Here is a 21,074-nt window from a genome sequence, read left to right as displayed (position 1 = left end):
CGCTCGCCGTTAACCGGCGCGACCACGCGGACCAGGTTCGGGGGCAGCGGTTCCGGGGGCACCGGCGGTCGGGGCAAGGTTTTTGCCGGATACGCCGAGGTTGATCACAGCCATAACGTTCACGCCCGCACTGGATTTGGCGTCGGGAAAGCTCGAAGGGAATCGGCGTGGTGTCGGCACGGCGGGCGTCTGGCTGCTGCACGCGCTGCTGCCCTCGACCGGGATGGCACAGGAGACGGTGGTGGAGGTGTCGACGTGGACGGCCCTGCATCCGCTCACCGACTGGATCGGCACCGGGATCTTCCACACCGCCGTCGATTACACGCCGACCGGCAGCGGAGACACGGCCACCCAGTGGATCGCGGTCTGCACGCTCCTGCTGGTCTCGCTCGTGGTCGCAACCGTCTGGTCGGTTCTCGACCGCCGACGTCCGGCCTACGTCCGCCTCTACGAATGGTTCCGGCTGGTTCTGCGCATGGCACTGGCGAGCGCCCTGCTCCTGTACGGCATGGTGAAACTCCTGCCCTCACAAATGGCATTCAGCCTGGAACGCCTGGTCGAACCCTTCGGCGACATGAGCCCGATGATGACCCTCTGGGCCCAGACCGCAGGCTCGGAACGCTACGAAATGGCTTTGGGCGCAGCCGAAATCACCGCCGGTCTACTGCTGATCGTCCCCCTGACCGCCGGCCTGGGCGCAGTCCTGTCCTTCATCGTGGCCCTCCAGGTCCTACTGCTCAACCTCACCTACGACGTCCCGGTAAAACTGTTCTCCTTCCAATTGCTGGCCTTCGCAACAGTTCTGGCCGCCCCCGAAATCCTCCGCATCGTGAAAGCGTCGATCGGCCACGCCCTCGCCCCGCGCACCCCCGAGCCCCTGCTCACCACCCCGCACGGCAACCGAATCATGCTGGCAGGCCAGCTGATCCTGGGCCTCTGGCTCCTGGTCACAGCGGCCAATGAAGGCCACGAAGCCTGGCAGACCTACGGCAACGCCCGCCCGCAATCCCCCCTCTACGGCATCTGGAACGTCACCGACTTCACCCTCTCCGGCCAACAGCTCCCCGCCCTGACCGATTTCACCGACACCCCCGCCAACTCCCCCGCCACCCCACAACGCTTCCGCCGCCATCTCCCGCGGCTTCCACTGGATCCAGCCCACCCCCTACTTCCGCTGAATCACCCTGGATACACCGAGATTTCGATCAAGTTCCCGTCCAGATCCCGGCAGTAATGCGACACCATCTCACCAAGGGCGCCAACCTTGACCACCGGCCCCTTGGTGATCTCCACACCGCAAGCAATCAGATGCTCACGCACCTCCTCAGGCGTAGCCGAGGTAATGAAACACAAATCCCCCGCCCCCGCCGCCTCGACAACGCCTGTCTCCCAATCAGGATCGTCCCCCAGCGCGCCGAGCGGCCGCAGATTGATCTTCTGATTCCCGAAGGTCAACGCTGTCCGCCGCGCCGCCCCGAAGATCTCGACAGTCATCCCGAGCACCCGCGCATACCAGTCAGCGGTAGCCCCCACATCGCGACAGTTCAGCACGATGTGATCAACCCGCTCCACCCTGAAACCCATGGGCCTCACCGTAATCCAGGACGACGAACGGTTCGCCCGGGTTCTCCCGTGAAGTGCTCTTCAGGACTCACCGTGATCACGTAGAGCCGCGCCATCAGAGCGCTTGGAATCTCCCCACCTTCGAAGTGGGCAGCACTCGGCACTATTACCGCTTCAGCGTCCAACCGGGTTGCCTGAGCCTTCAGGCGGGCCAGCGGGGGTCGGGCGAACTTCGGGTCGAAGATCACCATGTCGGCGAAGTCGTAGCCGAGACGGCTTGCGAGTCTCCGGATTTCGGCCTGATCCCAGAGTTGAGCCAGGCCGGATACATCGGTTCTGAGGTAGCCCAGACAGGTTGGCTTCCAACGCATTACGCGCCTCTCCGTTCGTCTGCATCGTGGTCCGGGAGCTCATGGTGGGCCGGAGGTTCCGGGAAGGGCTCGAATGTTTCCCCGGCCCGCCACTCGAGGTACACCCCTCCCGTGTCGGCTTCGCCGTAGTCGTTGATCTCCAAGACCCCGCCAGGAAAGCTGTAAATCCTTCTGCGCTCAGTCATGTCAGCCCTCGCCCTGGTCGCTCGGCTTCGGTGTCGGCCAGTTCAGCCACACCCGACGGTAGAAAACCTGAGCCTCCTGAACCACATCTATGCTCATCTATGCCAGATTCACCTAAACCCAGTTCAGACAACATATCTGAGGGAGACAATCAGGAGATGGCAGCATAAATGCGCGTAGTCCCGATAGGAGCCTCATCATGTTGTTGAAATTCCTGGGCAAGGGTGGTTCAGGTGACGGCGAATGCCCGACACTGTTCGCGACCGACACCAGCACTTACGTTGTGGTCGGCTGGAAGACGGACATGCCAGGGACAGTGGAGATTCCGCACCTCCTGCTGGGGTTCGCGGAGCCTGACACATTCGTCGGTGCCAACCTGAATGACACCGGCCGGGGGACCTTCCTGGTCTCTGGACGACCCATTACCGAGCCTGAGACGCTGAACCAGATGAGCGTGGAGCCCCACGAGACCGCCATCGAAGTGCCGAAGTCGGAGAGGACTTTCTACGGTGTTGTTGCGGCAGCCTAGCCCTTGGCCCGAACTCTTCCGAGAGGCCGAGCGAGAGGCATTCCACCTCGAGGTGCGAGACACCTACTCGGTGCCCGCCGAGTCGGAGCCCCTACGCAGATTCCTGAATGGTGAACCCCCGTCGCCGGATTACGACAAGCGACCGTGGACAGATCTGATCCAGGAGACCGTTATTCGCGGTGTGCGGATTACTCGGGTACGCGTGGTGACCGAGCCGCACAGCGACTATCAGCGTTGGCTGCTTTCGGTCACGGCCAGCAACGTTGATGCCGGCGAAGACATTCGGTACCTACCCCGCCATCTCGCCGGGGAGGTGCCCTCGGACGATTGGTGGCTATTCGATGACGCGACGGTAGGTTTCAACCTGGTAGACGACGACGGTAAGCCCGCTGGTGCGGCCATCACCACTGACCCCGGAATTGCGGCTTACTGCCGCAGCGTGAAGGAGAAGCTTTGGCAATCAGCAGTCCCGTTCCACCAGTACGCCGGTGAATTCTGACCGGTGACCAATTCGGTACAACAAGCACGCGAAGCTCTCGGGGGACGCCTCCGGGAGCTTCGCCAGTCTGCCGGGCTCAGCGGTAGCGAGCTTGCCCGCAGGGCGGGCTGGCATCAGACGAGGGTCCCGAAAATCGAGTACGGCAAGACCCAGCCGTCAGTGGCTGACATTCAGGTGTGGTGCAACCTCACCGGAGCCCAGAGCGAGATACCCGATCTGCTTGCGACCCTGCGGAATATCGAGACCGCTTATCGAGAGTGGCGACGCACGCTCAGTGGCGGAACGAAGCAGAAGCAGCACGAGATTCTGCGCCTGATGCAGAACGCTCAGGTTATGCGGGTGTACCAACCGATGTTGATTCCAGGACTGCTCCAGACCGCCGAATACGCGGAGGCGATCCTGCGGCGGTCTATCAGATTTCACGGGATACCTGATGACTTGGATGAAGGCGTAGCGAAGCGCCTGGAGCGTCAGCAGGTCCTCTACCGGGGTGACCGGCGGTTCCATCTCCTCATGGGCGAGCAAGCTTTATACAACAACGTCGGTGGAGACTCGGTGATGAGCGGGCAACTGGACAGATTGCTGGCGGCCATGGGGTTGCCACGAGTCACATTCGGGATTGTCCCGCTGGGCACTGAACTCCCGATGCAGCTGACCAATTTCGTCATGTTCGATGAGCGGCGGGTGACCGTTGAGGGGATCTCAGCCGAGCTGACAATCACCCAGCCGCGAGAGATCAAGCTCTACCACCGGACATTCGATGTGCTGGCGGGACAGTCCGTCACCGGTGAGCGAGCCCGGACGCTCATTCGCCGGGCCACGGACGCGCGGATCAAATAGCCGTTCGGCCTGGTGAAGTCATTGCGCTGGAACGCGTCTCACTCCTCATCGAGGTCGACTTCGACTTTGTCGCGGTTGGCCCATTCCAGCAGCGGCTCGATGTCGAAGACGGCGTTGTCGATGCCGGCGTGGAGGTCGCCGAGGGCGGCGTAGCGTTTGGGGACTGTGGTCATGGTGAAGTCGGCGGGATTGATGTCGGGGATTTCGGTCCAGTGGACCGGGGTTGAGACGGTTGCTTCGGGGATGCCTCGGACCGAATATGCCGCGGCGATGGTGTGGTCGCGGGCGTTCTGGTTGTAGTCGACGAAGACGAGGTGGGGGTCGCGGTCGCGGCGCCACCAGGTGGTGGTGACGTCGGTGGGGGCGCGGCGTTCGACCTCGCGGGCGAAGGCCAGGGCGGCGCGGCGGACATCTTGGAAGCCGAAGCGGGGGGTTGTGCGGACGTAGATGTGTAATCCTTTGCCGCCGGAGGTTTTCGGCCAGCCGACCGCGCCGAGTTCGTCGAGCACCTCGTGGACGACACCGGCTACGCGCTGGACTCGGGACCAGGGGCAGTCGGGCATGGGGTCGAGGTCGATGCGCCATTCGTCGGGCAGTTCGGTGTCGAAGCGGCGGGAGTTCCAGGGGTGGAATTCGACGGTGGACATCTGTACCGCCCAAATAATATCGGCGAGTTTCTCGACGCAGAGTTCGTCGGCGGTCCGGCCGTAGCGCGGAAAGTACAGCTGCACAGTGGGAATCCAGTCCGGTGCGCCGCCGGGAATCCGCTTCTGGTGCACCTTGCCGCCCGGCAGCCCCTTCGGAAAACGGTGCAGCATGCACGGACGGTCCCGCAGGGCGTTGACGATGCCGTCGCCCACGCTGAGGTAGTACTGCACGAGATCGAACTTGGTAGCCCCGGTCTCGGGGAAGTACACCCGATCCGGGTTCGACACCCGCACCGTATGGTCGCCGACGGTCAGTTCCACCGCCGGCGTCGCCGATTTACTGGCCACCCGTCCGACGATAACCTTCGAACCGGTCGGATAGGCGACTATCCGGTCCGGGCGCTGTCGCCGCTCAACGACTTCCCGCCGGTTTCAGCACCGTCACCTTCTCGTCCAGGACGACCACCACGTAGACCTTGTGCGACACCGGATCGACGACCGCGTCCTGCGGGCTGTCACCGGTGAGCACGGTCGCGATCGAGGTGTTGTCCGCCATGTCGATCACCGCCACCGGCCCGCCGTCACCGCCCAGCTGCTTCGCCCTGCCGTCATTGTTGACCACATAGAGCAGCCGGGAATCCGCGTCGACCGCGATGTCGACCGGTCGCTTGCCGATCGAGGCGGTGCCGACCGGTTTCGCGGTGTGCGTGTCGATCGCCGCCACACCCCCGGTGTGCGCGGCGTACAGCCGCTGCCCGTCCGGTGCGAGCGCGAGCGCGGCAGGCTGCTCCCCGTACTCGATCGCCGCGGAGATCGTGTTCGTCGAGGTGTCGACGACGGTCACCTTCGAGGTGGTGATGTGGGCGATGTACAGCCGCTGCGCATCGGGATCGATCACCAGATCGTCCGCGTAGTCATCGAGCGGGATCGTGGCCTTCACCGTCTTGCCCGCCGTGTCGAGCACCGACAACTCCTTGCCGGCGAAGTGCGACAGGTACAGCGTGTGCGCGGCCGGGTCGAGCGCGAGCAGATCCGGATGGCCGGGGACCGGAATGGTGTCGACGACCTTCTTCTCCACGGTGTCGACCACCGAGATCGTGCCGGCCTGATAGTTGGACGTGTACAGCGTGTGCGCGGCGGTGTCGATCGCCAATCCCTGTGGGCCCGCGCCGACTTCGATCTTTCCGGTGACCTGATCCGTCTCCGTGTCGATCAGCCACACGAACCCGAGGAAGTCGCTGACGTACAGGGTGTGGGCCGCGGCGTCGATCTCCGCCCTGCGGAGAAATCCGTCGATGGGAATGGTCGCACCGATTTCGGTTGCGGGCCCGGCCTTTTCATCCTCCACGGCGGTAGAGCATCCAGCGCCGGCGGCGAGCACGAGCGCGGCGACCACCCCTGCGGCAACAGTTCTCAGCCCCGGCATAGCGCCTCCTCCATCGCCCGCAGGGTAACTCACCGCAGACTGCGAAGATCCGGCTATCGACGCGAAAACCGGCCACCGCGGAAACCGCGATGACCGGCCTGCTTTCGAGACGATCCGGGTGGATTACACCCCGGCCGGCTCCGCCACCCGATCCTCCGCACCCAGCTGCGGGTAGGTCGGGTATTCGATGCCGGAGATGAACTGCACGGTCCGCACGACCTGGCACGAGTAACCGAACTCGTTGTCGTACCACAGGTACAGGATCGCGGTGTCGCCCTCGACGATGGCGGCATTGGCGTCCACGATCGAGGCCGCGCGCGAACCGATGAAGTCGCTCGACACCGCGTCGGTGGCCGCGGTGTAGTCGAGGTTGCGGCTCAGCGGGCCCGACAGCGACACCTGGCGCAGGTACTCGAGCACCTCGGTCTTGGTGGTCTCCCGCGCCAGCTGCAGGTTCAGGATCGCGACCGAGACATCCGGCGTGGGCACGCGAATCGAGTTGCCGGTGATCTTGGCCTTGAAGTCCGGCATGGCCTTCGCCACGGCGGAGGCCGCGCCGGTCTCGGTCAGCACCAGGTTGAACGGCGCGGACCGGCCGCGACGGTCGGCCTTGTGGTAGTTGTCCAGCAGGTTCTGGTCATTGGTGAACGAGTGCACCGTCTCCACGTGCCCGCGCAGGATGCCGAACTCGTCGTCCATGGCCTTGAGCGGCGGCACGATGGCATTGGTGGTGCAGGAGGCGCAGGAGAAGATCTGCTGCGACACATCCTGGTCACGGTGGTTGACGCCGTGCACGATGTTCGGGACGTCGCCCTTGCCGGGCGCGGTCAGCACGACCTTGGCGATGCCGGGGCGCAGGTGCTGCTCGAGGCCCTTGCGGTCACGCCACTTGCCGGTGTTGTCGATCAGGATGGCGTCGTTGATGCCGTACGCGGTGTAGTCGATCGACTTCGGGTCGTCGCTGTAGATGAACTTGATCACGCTGCCGTTGGCGGTGATGGTGTTGTTCGCGGCGTCGACCTTGATGGTGCCGTTGAACTGCCCGTGCACCGAGTCGCGGCGCAGCAGCGAGGCGCGCTTGACCAGATCGTCGTCGCCGCCCTTGCGCACCACCACGGCGCGCAGGTTCAGGCCGTTGCCGGAACCGGTCTTCTCGATGAGCAAACGGGCGACCAGACGGCCGATGCGGCCGAAGCCGTACAGCACCACATCGCGCGGGCCCTGCGGCTCGGCCTTGTTGGCGCCGGTCACCTCGTCCAGCGCGGCGGCGGTGAACTCGGCGATGGACAGCCCGCGGTCGTCGGCGCGGTAGGCCATGACCAGGCGGCCCAGGTCGATCTTGGAGGGACCCAGATCCAGGGTGGTGAGCGCCTCGAGGAAGGGCAGCGTCTCCTCGATCGACAGCTCCTCGCCGGCGATCTGACGGGCGAACCGGTGCGTGCGCAGGATGCTGATCACCGACTTGTTCACCAGCGATCGGCTGTGCAGGAGGATCGTCACCCCCTTCTCGCGATACAGCCGTCCGATGATGGGAATCATCGCCTCCGCGGATGCTTCGTGGGCGTTCCAGCGGTCAAGATGGTCTGTAGTCAACACAAGTCCTCGGGGTTCCCTCTGATCTGTACGAATATCGATGCTAACCAGGGCCGGACGATCACCGATCAGCGGAACCCCTTTGTGAGCAACGCCTCCGATTTTCTTGTGACCTGCGCCTCATCTCCGGCAGTGACCGTCCGGCCCCGAATTTGCTACTTCTTCGCCGCCAGCGCGATGAGATCGGCGACGGCATCCGGCCGCGAAACGCCGACCGCGTGCGACGCCGCGACCTCCGTGACCTGCGCACCCGCGCGCTCGGCCATGAAGCGCTGGGCTTCGATCGGAATGTTCTTGTCGTCGGTGGTGAGCAGGGCGTAGGACCGGATGGACCGCCACGCCGCCGCGGCCGCGGGCTGCTGCAACGCGTCGACGGCGACCGGACGCTGGGTGGCCGCCATGAGCGCGGCGGTGTCGGCGGGCACGTCACCGGCGAACTGAGCCGGGAACTCCGCCTGCCGGATGTAGAACTCGGTGGCCGTGCTGCCGTCGGCGAGCGGGTACTGCGCCTCGCGGATGGTCTCGCCGAGCGTGGAGCCGGGGAACTTGCCGGTCAGCTCCAGCGCGCTCTCGCCCTCGGCGGGCAGGAAGGCGGCGATGTAGACGAGAGCGTCGACATTCGGCTTGCCCTGCGCCGCGACGGTGATGACGCTGCCGCCGTAGGAGTGACCGGCCAGCACGACCGGGCCCTCGATGGTGTCGAGCACCGAGGCGATGTAGGCGGCGTCGGAGTCCAGGCCGCGCAGCGGGTTCGCGGCGGCGAGGACGGAATAGCCCTGCCCGCGCAGGTTTTCGATGACGCCGTTCCAGCTGGAGGAGTCGGCGAAAGCGCCGTGCACCAGGACGATGGTGGGCTGAGTGCTCATGGATGGAACTCCTTGTCGAGTCGGGTAGGTCAGGCATGCAGCGCGCCGCGCAGCACCGAGATGGCCTGGGCGACAGCGGCTTTGGCCGCGTTGGTGTCGTGCATGGCATTGACCATGACGAAGTCGTGGATGATGCCGCCGTAGCGGGTCTGGATGACGGGAACGCCTGCCGCACGCAGCTTTCCGGCGAACGCTTCACCTTCGTCGCGCAGCACGTCGGCTTCGGCGGTGATGACGAGCGCGGGCGGCAGCCCGGCCAGCTGCTCGGTGGTGGCGCGCAGCGGCGAGACGGTGATCCGCGCGCGGTCTTCCACACTGGTGGTGTACTGATCCCAGAACCACTGCATGCCTTCGCGAGTCAGGAAGTACCCTGTCGCGAACTGCTGATAGGAGCCGGTGTCGAAGGCGGCGTCGGTGACCGGGTAGAACAGCACCTGCTGCGCGAACGACACGTCACCGCGCTCCTTGGCCATGAGCGTCAGCGCGATGGCCATATTGCCGCCGACCGAATCACCGGCGACCGCGATCCGCGAGGCGTCGAGCCCCTTCTCCGCTCCGTGAGCCGAAACCCATTGCGCCACACGGTAGGACTGCTCATTGGCGACGGGGTACCGGACCTCCGGCGAGCGGTCGTACTCCGGGAACACCACGGCCGCGTGCACCCCGACGGCCAGGTCGCGCACGAGCCGATCATGGGTGTGCGCGTCACCGAAAACCCATCCGGCGCCGTGGGTGTAGATGATGACCGGGAGCGGTTCGGTGGCACCCTGCGGCTTCACGATGCGCGCCCGCACCGATCCGGTCGGACCGCCCTCCACGGTGATCCACTCCTCGTCGATCTCCGGCTTGAAGATCGGCGAATCCTGCACCGAGTCAACGGCTTTGCGGCCTTCCTCGGGAGCCAGCTGGTAGAGGAACGGCGGCTGGGAGGTCGCGTCGACGAACTCCTGCGCGGCAGGTTCGAGCGCGAGTCCCAGCGGATTTCCGGACATGGTGATCCTTCCTGAATCTCTAGATGGCTTTGCGCCACACCCAGTTTCCGCCGGGCAACCTTCGCCGCGCCCCTCTCCATCGGCCGTGAAAGCCACCGATCAGGACACCGCGGCCACCGGCCCGACCGGCCCCGTAGTCCGGAATCGCTGCTGGTACTTGCGCGGCGAAATCCCCAGCCGCGCGATGAATGCCCTGCGCAACGCCTCGCTGCTGCCGTATCCGGCAACCATCGCGGCCTCGGTGACGGTGTGTCCCGCGTGCAGCATGTCCCGCGCCACCCCGAAGCGGATGAACGCCACATACTCGGCCGGCGACCGCTCCAGCTCGGCCCGGAACAATCGGGTCAGATGCCGCACGCTCACCCGGGCGTGCTCGGCCAGCGTCTGCACGGTGTGCGGAAAGGCCGGATCCGCGCAGATCAAATCAACGACCTTGCGCACCAGGGGACTTCGCGCGACCGGTCCGGTCAGCGACGCCGAGAACTGCGACTGCCCGCCCGAGCGCTGCATGTACACCACCAGCAATTGCGCCACCCGCCGCGCCACGTCTGCGCCGTAATCCTCCTCGACCAGCGCCAGCGCCAGATCGACTCCCGCCGCGACACCCGCAGAGCTGTACAGGTTCCCGTCCCGGACAAAGATCGCGTCGGGTTCCACCCTCGCCGATGGGCACCGCCGCGCCAGATCCGCCGCGTACTTCCAATGCGTGGTCACCCGCCGCCCGTCGAACACCCCCAGCTCCGCCAGCACCGCGGCCCCGCTGCACACCGAAGCCAGCCGCCGGGTATGCGCCGACATCCACCGCGCCGCCGAAAGCACCTCGGGCGTAACGAATTTCGCTGCGGGCAGCTCGCTGCCCGGAATGATCACCGTATCGAACCGACCCGCGTCGACCGCCCGCCCGCTCACCTCGATCCGCGCCCCGATGGAAGTCTGCACATTCTCCCCATCGGCCGACACCAGCACCACCTCGTACCCCGGCGCGGCCTGATTGGCCTCCACGAAAACCTCTGCCGGCCCGACGAAGTCGAGCATCTTCACCCCATCGAATACAAGAATCCCCACGCGACGGCGGGCTCGCTCTGCGATATCGGTGGCCATGTCAGCCAGTATTCTGGAGGCGCGCCTCCAGAACAAACCAATGTGTCGCAACCCACCTGCTACCGTGACCACATGGGACGGCCACGACAGTTCGACGAATCGAGCCTGCTGGACGCCGCCACTGAACTGTTCTGGTCACAAGGCTTCGACAACACCTCGGTGGAGGACGTCTCCCGCGCCACCGGCGTAGGCAACGGCAGCATCTACGGCGCCTACGCCAATAAGCGCGGCCTGTTCCTCGCCGCCTTCGAACGCTACTGCGACCACCGCGCCCGCTTCATCCGCGACACGATCCTGTCCGCCCCGGGCTCCACCCGCGCCGCCGTCGAAGCCCTGCTGGAAGCGGTGATCGACGACTGCACCTCCCACCCGGACCGCCGCGGCTGCCTGATGCTCAACAGCATCGCCCAACTGGGCCACCGGATTCCCGAGGTCATCACCCTCAGCGCCCGCACCACCACCGCCATGGAACAGGCGGTGGCCGAGCGCCTGCGCCGAGCCGGCGTCGACGACTCCACGCTGGGCGCACGCAGCGCCGCCATCATCGCCATGGCCCAGGGCCTGATCCACTCGAGCCGCCTGGGCATCCCCCGCGATCAGTTGTTCGGCACAGCGAGGGTTTCCGCGGCCGCGTTGACGCCCGCCGAGGGCGGCGCGGCGGCAGCCCGGGAGACCACCGTCCGGAAACCCTCGCCCAGGCAGTAGGTCAGCACCGCCGGATCCGGTACCGCGGCGGTGTCGGAATTGATTCCGAGGAAACAGGTTTCGAGGTAAGAGATCAGGGTGATGTTGAAGGCGGTGCCAGTGGTCGGCCCGAAGGGGTAGATCCGCTCGACCTTCGCGCCGGCGAGATACAGCGCGACCGGCGAGCCCGGAACGTCGGACGCGATGAAGTCGATGTGTTTGAACATGTCGGTGAGCAAACCCACCGGCAACCGGTTGAAGGTGGCCGCCACGGCATTCGACAGCGGAACCGCCGGTTCGTGCCGCCACCGTTCGACCGCGTCGGCGAGCGCCCGCATCAACTCCGCGGTGGCGGCCGAATCCAGCGGAATCGTGAACCGCGCCAAGGTGATGCGATTGCCTCCGATCGGATCCTCGGCTCGGCGCAGACTGATCGGCATCGCCACGCGCAGCTGATCGACCGGCTGCTCGTGCCGCTCGTGGTACGCGCGCAAGCCGATCGAAACCGCGGCCAGGAAGGCGTCGTTGATCGTGCCCCCGGTCGGCCGGGCACCCTCACGCAAGGCCGCCAAGGGCACCTCCAGCACGGTCAACCGCCGCCCCAATCCGCGCTCGGACATGACCGGCGAGAGCGTGCTGATCACCGGACGAGCAAGTCGCAGTAGGGATCTGGCCAATGCCACCCCGTCCCGGACCAGGCCCACCGGATCGGTGACCGTCCGCCGGGCGATCCCGGGCAGCGCCGCCACCCCACCGCGCACCAGATCCGCACCCGTCGACCAATTCCAGGCGACGACATCACCCAGCGCCCCGCCCCGCGGCGACACCGCCTCGGCGATCGGCTCCCGGGGTGTGCCCTCCCGAGCGAAATCGAGGATCTCACCGGCGATCTGCATACCGCCGACCCCGTCGGTGAGGCTGTGGTGCACCTTCAGCACGAGCGCGCACCTGCCCTCCGCCATCCCGCCCAGCACGGTGAGCTGCCACAGCGGCCGCGCCGGATCGAACGCGGCCATGGCCTCGATCCGCGCGAACTCGAGCACCTCGGCCAGGTCGGCCGGCCGCGGCAGCCCCGAACGCCGGACATGCCAGCGCAAATCGAAATCAGGGTCGGGCACCCAGCGCGGCGGCGCCAGCCCCCACGGCACCACATCCAATCTGTCCCGGAACCGCGGCACCGCCCGCGTCCCCCGATCGAGCATGCGCAGCAACCGATCCCACTCCGGTTCGGAATCCAAGATCAGCACCGTCACGATCGTCGATCGAAGGCTCGGATCCTGCTCCATGCTCCAAGTGAACAGATCCGACTGTGACATATGAGAATCGGTTGTGCTCATCGTCCGCACCATTTCGTCGCCATCGCCCACCACCGGGCAATGACTTCATCGTGACCGCACGACCCCGGACGTCGGCAGGGGCGAAGGTCCCCGACGCCGAACCGATCAGCCCCGACCGCCCTCATCGCCACGGCCAGAGTCGGACCCCGAATCCGGTATCGGCACACGGGATTCAACCGACTGGTCAAGGTGCGTGACCGCCCTGGAGTCGATGGCGCCATGCCGAGAGGCGACTACTTCGCGCACGGCTACGAACTGACCCGCCCGCCCCACTGACCCCTGGGCAGAGCCGCCACGCGAGGCCCTGCCTGAGGCGAACGGCACCCGGGGGCCGGGCGCGAGAGCGTCAATCGGCTATGCGGGCAATGGTTTCGGCTACGCGGTCCAGGTGGTCGGACATGGCGTGGCGGGCGCGGGCGGCGGAGCGGGCCTCGATGGCGCGGACTATGGCTTCGTGTTCGCGGTCGGAGTCGGCGCGGCGGTCCTGGGTGAGGTTGAGGAATTCGGATTGGACGTCGAGGGCTCGGCGGGTGTCGGCGACCATGGAGGTGAGCATGGTGTTGCCGCTGGCGGCGGCGATGGCGGTGTGGAGTTCGCCGTCGAGGCGGACCCATTCGTGGGCATCGGTGGTGGCGGCCAGCTGGTCGAGGAGGGTGAAGAGGGCCTGGAGCTGGGCGGGGGTGTGACGTTCGGCGGCGAAACCGGCGGCGGGGATCTCGACCAGCTGGCGGGCCTCGATGAGGTGACGGGCCTCGATGCCGGCGAAGGTGAGTTTGGCGCTCTCCTTGGCGGACACGACGAAAGTGCCTTTGCCGGTGTGGGTTTCGGTGAGGCCGAGGATGGCGCAGGCTTGCAGGGCCTCGCGGACGACGGGGCGGCTGACGCCGAATTCCTTGGCGAGGGCGATTTCGCCGGGGAGGCGGTCGCCCACCGCGTACTCGCCGTCCTGGATGAGGGATTTGAGTCGGCGAAAGACCGCTTCCGTAGCGCCTATGCGCTGCACCTGTCCTTCTCCGACCGTCACGCGACCAGTATCGCGATTCGCTCGAGGCCACGCAAAACACCGGACCCCGCGATTTCCGCCGTGAGACACCCCGACGTTGACAGCCGGTGTGATCCCAATTACCTTCAACCTGTCTTACAGCCTGACAGCCTTACTGCCTGAGCGCTTCCGAACCATCGCGCTCGCACGGCCGGGCGGTCCGAGGAAGGTTTTCCATGCAGCACGAACAGCCGCCGGCGGCGACCACCCCCGCGCCCAGAGTCGATCTCGGTGACGTCGGGTATCAGAAGGGCCTGCGCAAGCGGCACATGCAGATGATCGCCATCGGCGGCTCGATCGGGACCGGGCTGTTCCTCGGCGCGAGCGGGCGCATGGCGCTGGCCGGGCCGTCACTGGCCATCGTCTACATCATCTGCGGCATCTTCACCTTCATGGTGGTCCGCGCACTGGGCGAACTGGTCATGTACCGGCCGTCGTCCGGCGCGTTCGTGTCCTACGCCCGCGAATTCCTCGGCGAGCGCGGCGCGTACTCGGTGGGGTGGCTGTACTTCCTCAACTGGTCGACCACCCTGGTCGCCGACATCACCGCGGTGGCGCTGTACGCGCACTTCTGGTCGTTCTTCGTGCCGGTGCCGCAGTGGGTGCTGGCTCTGATCGCACTCGCCGTCGTGGTGGTGCTGAACGTGGTGTCGGTCAAGCTCTTCGGCGAGATGGAATTCTGGTTCGCGCTGATCAAGGTCGGCACCATCGTGCTGTTCATGCTGGTGGCCATCGGCTTCATCGTCACCGGCACCACCATCGACGGGAACATGCCGGGCATCTCCACGATCACCGACAATGGCGGGCTCTTCCCGAAGGGCCTCGCACCCATGCTGACCATCGCGCTCGGCGTGGTCTTCGCCTTCGGCGGCACCGAGATGATCGGCGTGGCCGCGGGCGAATCCGACAATCCCCGCGCCGTCGTGCCGAAGGCCGTCAACTCCATCATGTGGCGGATCATCCTGTTCTACGCCGGCTCGGTCGTGCTGTTCACACTGCTGCTGCCGTGGACGGCGTACTCGGCGGACAAGAGCCCGTTCGTGACGGTCATGAGCAAGATCGGCATCCCGCACGCGGGCGACGTCATGAACCTGGTGGTGCTCACCGCCGCCATGTCCAGCCTCAATGCCGGGCTGTACGCGACCGGCCGCACCCTGCGCTCGATGGCGGTGGCCGGCGCCGCACCGCGCTTCGCCGCGCGCATGAACCGCAATGGCGTGCCGTACGGCGGCATCCTCATCACGAGCGTGGTCGGCATCGCGGGCGTGGTGCTCAATATGGTCATGCCGCACAAGGCTTTCGAGATCGTGCTGAACCTGGCCGGCCTCGGCATCGTCGGCACCTGGGCCTCGATCATGATCTGCCACTGGATCTTCGTGCGCCGCGCCGAACGCGGTGAATACCAGCGGCCCGAGTTCCGGCTGCCGTACGCGCCGGTGCTCAATGTGCTGACGCTGGGATTCCTGGTGGCGGTGGTCGTTCTGATGTTCTTCGACACCGAGATCGGACGCATCACGCTGGTCGTATTCCTGGGCGTGGTCGCCGCCATGGTGGCCGGCTGGTACCGGGTGCGCGGGCGACTGGATCCCGAGGTGCTGGCGCCCATCCCGGCCGTCGCTGCCGGCGAGGGGGACAAGAGCCTATGAGTTCCGCCCTGGAAGCACCCGTGGGACAGCGGGAATTGAGCATCGACATTCTCTACACCGGCGGCACGTTCGGCATGGTCGACCATGGCGACGGCCTGCATCCCAGGAAAGGGATCGGCGAGGAAATCGCCACTGTCGTACGGGAATTCGCGGCCGGCTCGGGAATCCCGGTCGGCCTGCGCTACACCGAGCTCGACGAGGTCATCGACAGCGCCAATGCCGATCACGACACGGCGCGGCGGATCGCGGCCCGGGTGCGTTCCAGGCTGACCGACCACTGCGACGGCGTGATCGTCATCCACGGCACCGACACCATGGCCTACGTCGGGGCTCGAATGGCCTTCGAGCTGCACGATATTCCGGTGCCGGTCATGCTCACCGGCGCGCAGATTCCGCTCGGGCAGCGCGGCAGCGATGCACGGGACAACCTGTGGATGGCCCTGGATTCGATTGCGAACCAACCGGGTCCGGGCACGTTCATCGCCTTCGGCGCCGCCGTGCATCCCGCCGTGCGCGCCAGCAAGCGCAGCGCCGACGGCTACGATGCCTTCGTCACGCTGCGGAAGTACACGCCCCCGGCGACGCGGGCCTTGCCGGCCGCCTGGCCGGGCGAAACCACTTCTCCGGTAGGGCTTTTCACCGCATTCCCGGGCATGGACCCGGACCTGCTGGATGTGGCGCTGCGCATCTACCACGGCGGCGTGGTGCTCGAATGCTACGGCGCGGGCACCATGCCCATGCACGGCTCCGCCACAGTCGAGGCCGTCCGCCGCGCCGCCGACCGCGGCACCCCGGTCGTCGTGATCACCCACTGCGACAGCGGATCCGTGGATCTCGCCCTCTACCGGCCCGGCCGCGCCCTGCTCGACGCGGGCGCACTCCCCGGCGGCGACATGACCCGCGAAGCCGCCCTGGCCAAACTGTCCTACCTCGCCGCTCTGAATCTCCCCTCCACCGAACTCCGCCGCATGCTCACCACCAATCTGCTCGGCGAACTCACCGATCACCCGCACATCGACGAGAACTGAGACGACCACATGGAGACGATCGTGACCCTCGATACCCGCACCGAATCCGATTCCCTCGGCACACTCGAGGTTCCGCGCAGCGCCTACTGGGGGATCCACACCGCCCGCGCCCTGCACAATTTCGCCATCACCGGCGACAGCATCGGACGGTATCCGGCCCTGATCGTCTCCCTCGCCGCCGTCAAACAGGCCGCCTGCCAAGCCAATCGCGAGCTCGGCCTGCTCGACGACGAGCGCGCCGCCGCCATCGAAGCGGCCTGCGCCGAAATCCGTTCCGGCGCACTGCACGACCAGTTCCCGATCGACCCGATCCAGGGCGGCGCGGGCACCTCCACGAATATGAACGCCAACGAGGTCATCGCCAATCGCGCACTGGAACTGCTGGGCCACGAGCGCGGCGCGTACACCGCACTCGATCCGCTGGATCACGTGAACCTGGGCCAGTCCACCAATGACGTCTATCCGACCGCCGTCCGCCTGGCGGTCATCCGGCACATTCGGGATCTCGTCGCGGCGCTGGGCCGTCTGATCGACGAATTCTCCGGCAAGTCAACGGAATTCGCCGATGTCATCAAGATGGGCCGCACCCAGCTCCAGGACGCCGTCCCCATGACGCTGGGCCAGGAGTTCGGCACCTTCGCCGTCATGCTCCGCGAGGACTGCTCCCGCCTGGAGGAGGGCATCGCCCTGCTGCGCGAATGCAATCTGGGCGGCACCGCCATCGGCACCGCCATCAACGGTCACCCCGCCTACCCGGCCCTGGCCTGCGCGCGCCTGACCGAGATCACCGGCGAAAACGTCACTCCCGCAGAGAATCTCATCGAGGCCACACAGGATTGCGGCGCCTTCGTCCAGGTCTCCGGCATCCTCAAGCGGGTCGCCGTCAAACTGTCGAAGATCTGCAACGACCTGCGCCTGATGTCCTCCGGCCCGCTGACCGGCCTGCGTGAGATCAATCTGCCTGCGGTGCAGGCGGGTTCGTCCATCATGCCCGGCAAGGTCAATCCGGTGATCCCCGAGATCGTCAACCAGGTGGCCTTCGAAGCCATCGGCGCCGACCTCGCCGTCACCATGGCCGCCGAAGCGGGCCAGTTCCAGCTCAACGCCTTCGAGCCCATCATCGGCTACAGCATCCTGAAGACCACCGCGCATCTGACCGCCGCCGCCGACACCCTCGCCACCAAATGCGTCACCGGCATCACCGCCAATCGCGATCACCTGGCCGAGGGCGTGCACCGCTCCATCGGCATAGTCACCGCCCTCACCCCGCACATCGGCTACGCCGCCAGCGCCCGAATCGCCAAGCTGGCCTTGCAAACCGGGCAGCCCGTCAGCGAAATCGCCACGGAGCTGGGCCTGGTCGACACCGAAACCGTGAAAGCCCTACTGGCCCCGCATCGTCTGGCCGGTCTGCCCGCGCCGGTGACCACCGGCTAGCCGCACATCACATCCTCGACGAGGCGATCCACGGCGGCGGAATGCCCGCCGCCGCCGGTCACCGACATCGAGATGCCCCGGCTGCCGTCGGCGCTGCGCATGGCGATCGACGAGTACCCGTTGACGTACCCCTCGTGCCCGTACCCGACACACCCGTTCCCGAGGTGATATTCGTACAGCCCGAGCCCGTATCCGTAGGACCCGTTCACCGGCCGTGCGGCCCGCATCTCGGCCAGCAGGTGCGGCGGCAGCAAGCGCCCGCCGAGCAGCCCGCCCAGGAAGGTATCGAGATCCCTTGCGGAGGAGACGATTCCACCGGCGGCCCACACATACGACGGATTTTGGTAGGTCACATCGACCGGCCCGCCGCCGTAGTTGTAGTAGGCGTGCGCGTGCGGGCCGAGAATGTCCTCCATCGTCTGCGGCACACTCGTCCCGTACATCAACAGCGGCATGGTGATCCGGCTGTACACGTTCGCGTTGTACGGCAGCCCCGAAGCCTTCTCGATCAGCAGCCCGGCCACGATGTAGTTGGTGTTCGAGTACGCCCACCCGCTCCCCGGCGTGAACTGCAAGGGCTTGTCCGTGGCCCAGTGCACGAATTCCGCAGGCTCCCAGGTCCGCCGGATATCCCCGAGCGTGTCCCCCACCAGCGGCGGTGCCCCGCCACCGCCATTGAGGTAGTCGGCCAGCCCACTGGTCTGCGCCAGAATCATTCGCACCGTGATGCGCGGATCGATCCCGAACTCCGGCAGCCACCCCGCCACCCCGTCGTCCAGCCCGATTCGCCCGTCCCCCACGAGCTGGAGCAGCGAGGTCGCGGTGATCGTCTTGGTGATGCTCCCGATCCGGAATCGCCCACCACCCAGCACCGGGACCAGAAAGCTCATCTCGTTCACGCCCGCGGACCCGTCCCAATCTCCGCCGGGCCCATGCACGTGCACCTGCACCCCCGACGCCCCCATGGCGGCGATGCCGTCCACCGCCCGCTGCCACCTCCCGGCATCGGCGACGGCGGGAGTCTCGGCGGCACCCGCGAACAGCATGGCAGCAGACAGGACGAGCAGCACTCGACGCATTTGGCGCACAGTAATAGCCATCGGACACCGAGTGACGGCGACACGCTCGAGCCGGGCGGTTTACCAGGATTCGATCAGCGGGTCGTCGTGCTCGTGTCGCCGCCATTCGCCGGTGAGGCGGCCGAGCCGGGCCGGGGCGGCGATGCCACACATGCCCGCGATCTTGTCTCCGCGCATTTCCAGGATCGCGATGCCAGCGATCCGGTCCTCGACCACGAAGAGCAGGGCCGGTTGATGGTTGATCACGGCGGCATGGATCGAGGGCGTGCCGCCCGCGAGCGCGCGCTTGGCGGCGGTGGGTTTGATACCGACGCGCATCGCGTGGGCGACCTGTTCGGGGGTGACGTACCGGATGAGCTTCTCGGCCAGACCGGCGGCGCCATCGGACACGGCGGTGGCGTCATTGGTCAGCAGGGCGATGAGTTGTTCGGTGCGGCCCGACGAAGCAGCGGCTATGAACGCCTCGACAATGCGGCGCGCGGAGGCCGGGTCGGTCTCGGTTTCATTGCGCGCGGCGGTGATTCGGCGCCGGGCGCGGTGCAGGTGCTGCTGGCTGGCGGACTCGGTGATGCCGAGGATCTCGGACGTTTCGGCATGGGAGTACGAAAAGGCTTCGCGCAGCACGTAAACGGCCCGTTCGACCGGTGACAGGCGCTCCATGAGCAGCAGCACCGCCACGGTCACCGACTCGCGCTGCTCGACGGTGTCGGCCGGGCCCAGCATGGGATCGCCGTCGAGCAGGGGTTCGGGCATCCACGCGCCGACCGCGCGTTCCCGCCGTGTCTTCGCCGAACGCAGCTTGTCCAGCGCCAGATTGGTGACGATCTTGGTCAACCAGGCCTCCGGCACCTCGACATGCTCGTGGTCGGCGGCCTGCCACCGCAGGAACGCGTCCTGCACCGTGTCCTCGGCGTCGGCGGCCGAGCCGAGCAGGCGATAGGCGAGCGAGGCCAGCCGATTCCGGCTGGCCTCGAAACGCGCCACGGTGGCGGTGTCCATGATCATGAACACGACCCTAGGCGGTGACACCCTCGGGCGCGGACTGCCGGGAGGCCGAGCGGTAACGGTGATCCAGCTTCCCGAAGGTCGGGTGACCCACGCCCCAGGCGGCCGTGCCGAGGATCGCCGACTTGACGCGCGCCGCCGCCCGGCCGCGCAGCGCCCACGATTTCGCTTGTGCGTCACCATCGACCAGCTGGAACAGCCCGTCCTTGCGGCCGAGGCTGATGTGGTTGCCGACATAGGGCAGCCCGGCCTCCGCGATCGAGCGCCCGGTCCGGTCACCGATGATCGCGGCCGTCGCCTGCGAGCCGGTGAAACCCGCCGAAGCACACGACATCGGCAGCGGCTTGCCATTGTCGCCGAGCACGAAAGCACTGTCACCGGCGACGTAGACGTCCGGATGCGACACCGACCGCATCTGACGGTCGACCCGGATCCGGCCGTCGGCGATCACCTCGAGACCACTGGCCGCGGCGATCGGATGCACGGCGAAACCGGCTGCCCACACCGTCGCATCGGAGGGGAGGACCGTGCCGTCCGCGGTGATCACCGCGGATTCCCGCACGCGCTCGACGGCGGCGTGCTCGTGCAGGGCGATGCCGAGCCGGTCGAACGCCCGCAGCAGATGACGGCGGGCCTTCACACCCAGCCAGCCGCCGACCTCGCCGCTGGTGACGAGGGCGACGCGCAACCCCGGATGGGATTCGGCGATCTCGGTGACGGCCTCGATGGCAGTCAGATTGCCGCCCACCACCAGCACATTTCCGTTCTCGCCCAATGTGTTCAAGCGTTCGCGCAGTCGCAGCGCCGAGGGCCGCGCGGCCACGTGGAAGGCGTGCTCGGCGACACCCGGAACACCGTGGTCGGCGGCGGTGCTGCCGAGTGCGTACAGCAGGGTGTCGTAGTCGATGCGGTCGAGGCCCGCGCCGTCGGCGACGGTGACGGTCCGGCGTTCGACGTCGATGTCGGTCACCCGTGCCACCCGGAGTCGAATCCCGGTGCCCGCGAACATCTCCGCCAGCGGCCGATGCCGCAGCTCCTGCCCGGCGGCCAGCTGATGCAGGCGCAGCCGCTCGATGAAATCCGGTTCGGCATTGACGACCGTGATCTCGAAATCATCGGAATGCAATTGGCGGGCAAGGTATCCGGCCGAGAAGGCTCCGGCGTATCCGGCCCCGAGGACGACGATGCGGTGCATGTTTCGCTCCT

21 protein-coding genes are annotated in these 21,074 nt (G+C 66.7%); 8 read left to right on the top strand and 13 right to left on the bottom strand.

Annotation, left to right across the window (positions count from 1 at the left end; translation table 11 throughout):
• Positions 1-100: 100 nt before the first annotated feature.
• Positions 101-1,234 carry a hypothetical protein gene (locus H0264_RS15250; RefSeq protein WP_181584566.1) on the top strand — a complete coding sequence of 378 codons (1,134 nt, stop codon included), beginning with the start codon at positions 101-103 and terminating at the stop codon, positions 1,232-1,234.
• On the opposite strand, the gene H0264_RS15245 is transcribed toward H0264_RS15250, so the two are convergent.
• Together H0264_RS15245 and H0264_RS15240 are read right to left on the bottom strand one after the other, a co-directional pair.
• Positions 1,180-1,584 (bottom strand): VOC family protein, encoded by a 405-nt coding sequence (locus H0264_RS15245; protein WP_181584565.1) that lies wholly within the window; start codon positions 1,582-1,584, stop codon positions 1,180-1,182. The genes H0264_RS15250 and H0264_RS15245 overlap by 55 nt on opposite strands.
• A gap of 5 nt (positions 1,585-1,589) precedes the next feature.
• On the bottom strand, positions 1,590-1,934 hold the full coding sequence (locus H0264_RS15240) for a hypothetical protein (RefSeq protein WP_181584564.1): 345 nt from the start codon (positions 1,932-1,934) through the stop codon (positions 1,590-1,592).
• A 382-nt stretch (positions 1,935-2,316) separates the two neighbouring features.
• Between H0264_RS15240 and H0264_RS15235 the strand changes: the two genes are divergently transcribed.
• From H0264_RS15235 to H0264_RS15225, 3 genes are read left to right on the top strand one after another with little or no spacing between them, the layout of a single operon-like run.
• On the top strand, positions 2,317-2,646 hold the full coding sequence (locus tag H0264_RS15235) for a hypothetical protein (RefSeq protein WP_181584563.1): 330 nt from the start codon (positions 2,317-2,319) through the stop codon (positions 2,644-2,646).
• Entirely contained in the window at positions 2,627-3,145 is a 519-nt protein-coding gene (locus H0264_RS39210) for a DUF6879 family protein (protein ID WP_181584562.1), read from the top strand. The genes H0264_RS15235 and H0264_RS39210 overlap by 20 nt, the downstream gene beginning before the upstream one ends.
• A 3-nt stretch (positions 3,146-3,148) precedes the next feature.
• Positions 3,149-3,985, top strand: a complete 837-nt coding sequence (locus H0264_RS15225; RefSeq protein WP_181584561.1) for a helix-turn-helix domain-containing protein — start codon at positions 3,149-3,151, stop codon at positions 3,983-3,985.
• 38 nt (positions 3,986-4,023) lie between these two features.
• Here H0264_RS15225 and ligD read toward each other — a convergent pair whose 3' ends face one another.
• The 6 genes from ligD to H0264_RS15195 all read right to left on the bottom strand — a co-directional run bounded on the left by ligD (position 4,024) and on the right by H0264_RS15195 (position 10,610).
• Positions 4,024-4,980 carry a non-homologous end-joining DNA ligase gene (ligD, locus tag H0264_RS15220; protein WP_181584560.1) on the bottom strand — a complete coding sequence of 319 codons (957 nt, stop codon included), beginning with the start codon at positions 4,978-4,980 and terminating at the stop codon, positions 4,024-4,026.
• A gap of 64 nt (positions 4,981-5,044) precedes the next feature.
• Entirely contained in the window at positions 5,045-6,058 is a 1,014-nt protein-coding gene (locus H0264_RS15215; protein WP_181584559.1) for a YncE family protein, read from the bottom strand.
• Between the two features lie 123 nt (positions 6,059-6,181).
• Positions 6,182-7,651, bottom strand: a complete 1,470-nt coding sequence (locus tag H0264_RS15210) for a glyceraldehyde-3-phosphate dehydrogenase (protein ID WP_181584558.1) — start codon at positions 7,649-7,651, stop codon at positions 6,182-6,184.
• A gap of 155 nt (positions 7,652-7,806) precedes the next feature.
• Complete coding sequence (locus H0264_RS15205; RefSeq protein ID WP_181584557.1) at positions 7,807-8,517, bottom strand: alpha/beta fold hydrolase; 711 nt, start codon at positions 8,515-8,517, stop codon at positions 7,807-7,809.
• A 29-nt stretch (positions 8,518-8,546) separates the two neighbouring features.
• Positions 8,547-9,509 carry an alpha/beta hydrolase gene (locus H0264_RS15200; RefSeq protein ID WP_181584556.1) on the bottom strand — a complete coding sequence of 321 codons (963 nt, stop codon included), beginning with the start codon at positions 9,507-9,509 and terminating at the stop codon, positions 8,547-8,549.
• A 99-nt stretch (positions 9,510-9,608) separates the two neighbouring features.
• Complete coding sequence (locus H0264_RS15195; protein ID WP_181584555.1) at positions 9,609-10,610, bottom strand: GlxA family transcriptional regulator; 1,002 nt, start codon at positions 10,608-10,610, stop codon at positions 9,609-9,611.
• 72 nt (positions 10,611-10,682) lie between these two features.
• On the opposite strand from H0264_RS15195, the gene H0264_RS15190 reads away from it, so the two are divergent.
• A complete protein-coding gene (locus H0264_RS15190) occupies positions 10,683-11,315 on the top strand; it encodes a TetR/AcrR family transcriptional regulator (RefSeq protein ID WP_181584554.1) in 633 nt (210 codons plus the stop codon).
• Here the strand turns inward: H0264_RS15190 and H0264_RS15185 are convergent.
• Together H0264_RS15185 and H0264_RS15180 are read right to left on the bottom strand one after the other, a co-directional pair.
• Positions 11,207-12,610: a wax ester/triacylglycerol synthase domain-containing protein gene (locus H0264_RS15185; protein ID WP_181585572.1), complete on the bottom strand. Its 1,404-nt coding sequence runs from the start codon at positions 12,608-12,610 to the stop codon at positions 11,207-11,209. The two genes, H0264_RS15190 and H0264_RS15185, sit on opposite strands and share 109 nt — an antisense overlap.
• Positions 12,611-12,977: 367 nt before the next feature.
• Positions 12,978-13,655 carry a FadR/GntR family transcriptional regulator gene (locus tag H0264_RS15180; protein ID WP_220139984.1) on the bottom strand — a complete coding sequence of 226 codons (678 nt, stop codon included), beginning with the start codon at positions 13,653-13,655 and terminating at the stop codon, positions 12,978-12,980.
• A 194-nt stretch (positions 13,656-13,849) separates the two neighbouring features.
• On the opposite strand from H0264_RS15180, the gene H0264_RS15175 reads away from it, so the two are divergent.
• The 3 genes from H0264_RS15175 to H0264_RS15165 are packed head-to-tail and all read left to right on the top strand — an operon-like array spanning position 13,850 to position 17,784.
• Positions 13,850-15,319: an amino acid permease gene (locus H0264_RS15175; RefSeq protein WP_181584553.1), complete on the top strand. Its 1,470-nt coding sequence runs from the start codon at positions 13,850-13,852 to the stop codon at positions 15,317-15,319.
• A complete protein-coding gene (locus H0264_RS15170) occupies positions 15,316-16,347 on the top strand; it encodes an asparaginase domain-containing protein (protein ID WP_181584552.1) in 1,032 nt (343 codons plus the stop codon). Before H0264_RS15175 ends, H0264_RS15170 begins: the two co-directional genes overlap by 4 nt.
• A gap of 21 nt (positions 16,348-16,368) precedes the next feature.
• The gene (locus tag H0264_RS15165) at positions 16,369-17,784 is read left to right on the top strand and encodes an aspartate ammonia-lyase (RefSeq protein WP_420832063.1); all 1,416 of its coding nucleotides are present in this window, start codon (positions 16,369-16,371) and stop codon (positions 17,782-17,784) included.
• Here H0264_RS15165 and H0264_RS15160 read toward each other — a convergent pair.
• From H0264_RS15160 to H0264_RS15150, 3 genes are read right to left on the bottom strand one after another with little or no spacing between them, the layout of a single operon-like run.
• The gene (locus tag H0264_RS15160; RefSeq protein ID WP_181584550.1) at positions 17,781-18,863 is read right to left on the bottom strand and encodes a serine hydrolase domain-containing protein; all 1,083 of its coding nucleotides are present in this window, start codon (positions 18,861-18,863) and stop codon (positions 17,781-17,783) included. The two genes, H0264_RS15165 and H0264_RS15160, sit on opposite strands and share 4 nt — an antisense overlap.
• A gap of 60 nt (positions 18,864-18,923) precedes the next feature.
• A complete protein-coding gene (locus tag H0264_RS15155; protein ID WP_244976195.1) occupies positions 18,924-19,868 on the bottom strand; it encodes a sigma-70 family RNA polymerase sigma factor in 945 nt (314 codons plus the stop codon).
• A gap of 10 nt (positions 19,869-19,878) precedes the next feature.
• Positions 19,879-21,063 (bottom strand): NAD(P)/FAD-dependent oxidoreductase, encoded by a 1,185-nt coding sequence (locus H0264_RS15150; protein ID WP_181584549.1) that lies wholly within the window; start codon positions 21,061-21,063, stop codon positions 19,879-19,881.
• Positions 21,064-21,074 lie beyond the last annotated feature (11 nt).

Source organism: Nocardia huaxiensis (genome assembly GCF_013744875.1).
Lineage (GTDB): Bacteria > Actinomycetota > Actinomycetes > Mycobacteriales > Mycobacteriaceae > Nocardia > Nocardia huaxiensis.
Note: the sequence above shows the minus strand (reverse complement) of the source record. Positions and strands in the feature narration are given on the sequence as shown.

Excerpts from the sequence above, each read along its gene's own strand:
- H0264_RS15245 (WP_181584565.1), bottom strand. The coding sequence starts at position 1,584 with ATGGGTTTCAGGGTGGAGCGGGTTGATCACATCGTGCTGAACTGTCGC.
- H0264_RS15240 (WP_181584564.1), bottom strand. The coding sequence starts at position 1,934 with ATGCGTTGGAAGCCAACCTGTCTGGGCTACCTCAGAACCGATGTATCC.
- H0264_RS15235 (WP_181584563.1), top strand. The coding sequence starts at position 2,317 with ATGTTGTTGAAATTCCTGGGCAAGGGTGGTTCAGGTGACGGCGAATGC.
- H0264_RS15215 (WP_181584559.1), bottom strand. The coding sequence starts at position 6,058 with ATGCCGGGGCTGAGAACTGTTGCCGCAGGGGTGGTCGCCGCGCTCGTG.
- H0264_RS15205 (WP_181584557.1), bottom strand. The coding sequence starts at position 8,517 with ATGAGCACTCAGCCCACCATCGTCCTGGTGCACGGCGCTTTCGCCGAC.
- H0264_RS15200 (WP_181584556.1), bottom strand. The coding sequence starts at position 9,509 with ATGTCCGGAAATCCGCTGGGACTCGCGCTCGAACCTGCCGCGCAGGAG.
- H0264_RS15195 (WP_181584555.1), bottom strand. The coding sequence starts at position 10,610 with ATGGCCACCGATATCGCAGAGCGAGCCCGCCGTCGCGTGGGGATTCTT.
- H0264_RS15190 (WP_181584554.1), top strand. The coding sequence starts at position 10,683 with ATGGGACGGCCACGACAGTTCGACGAATCGAGCCTGCTGGACGCCGCC.
- H0264_RS15185 (WP_181585572.1), bottom strand. The coding sequence starts at position 12,610 with ATGTCACAGTCGGATCTGTTCACTTGGAGCATGGAGCAGGATCCGAGC.
- H0264_RS15175 (WP_181584553.1), top strand. The coding sequence starts at position 13,850 with ATGCAGCACGAACAGCCGCCGGCGGCGACCACCCCCGCGCCCAGAGTC.
- H0264_RS15170 (WP_181584552.1), top strand. The coding sequence starts at position 15,316 with ATGAGTTCCGCCCTGGAAGCACCCGTGGGACAGCGGGAATTGAGCATC.
- H0264_RS15160 (WP_181584550.1), bottom strand. The coding sequence starts at position 18,863 with ATGCGTCGAGTGCTGCTCGTCCTGTCTGCTGCCATGCTGTTCGCGGGT.
- H0264_RS15155 (WP_244976195.1), bottom strand. The coding sequence starts at position 19,868 with ATGATCATGGACACCGCCACCGTGGCGCGTTTCGAGGCCAGCCGGAAT.
- H0264_RS15150 (WP_181584549.1), bottom strand. The coding sequence starts at position 21,063 with ATGCACCGCATCGTCGTCCTCGGGGCCGGATACGCCGGAGCCTTCTCG.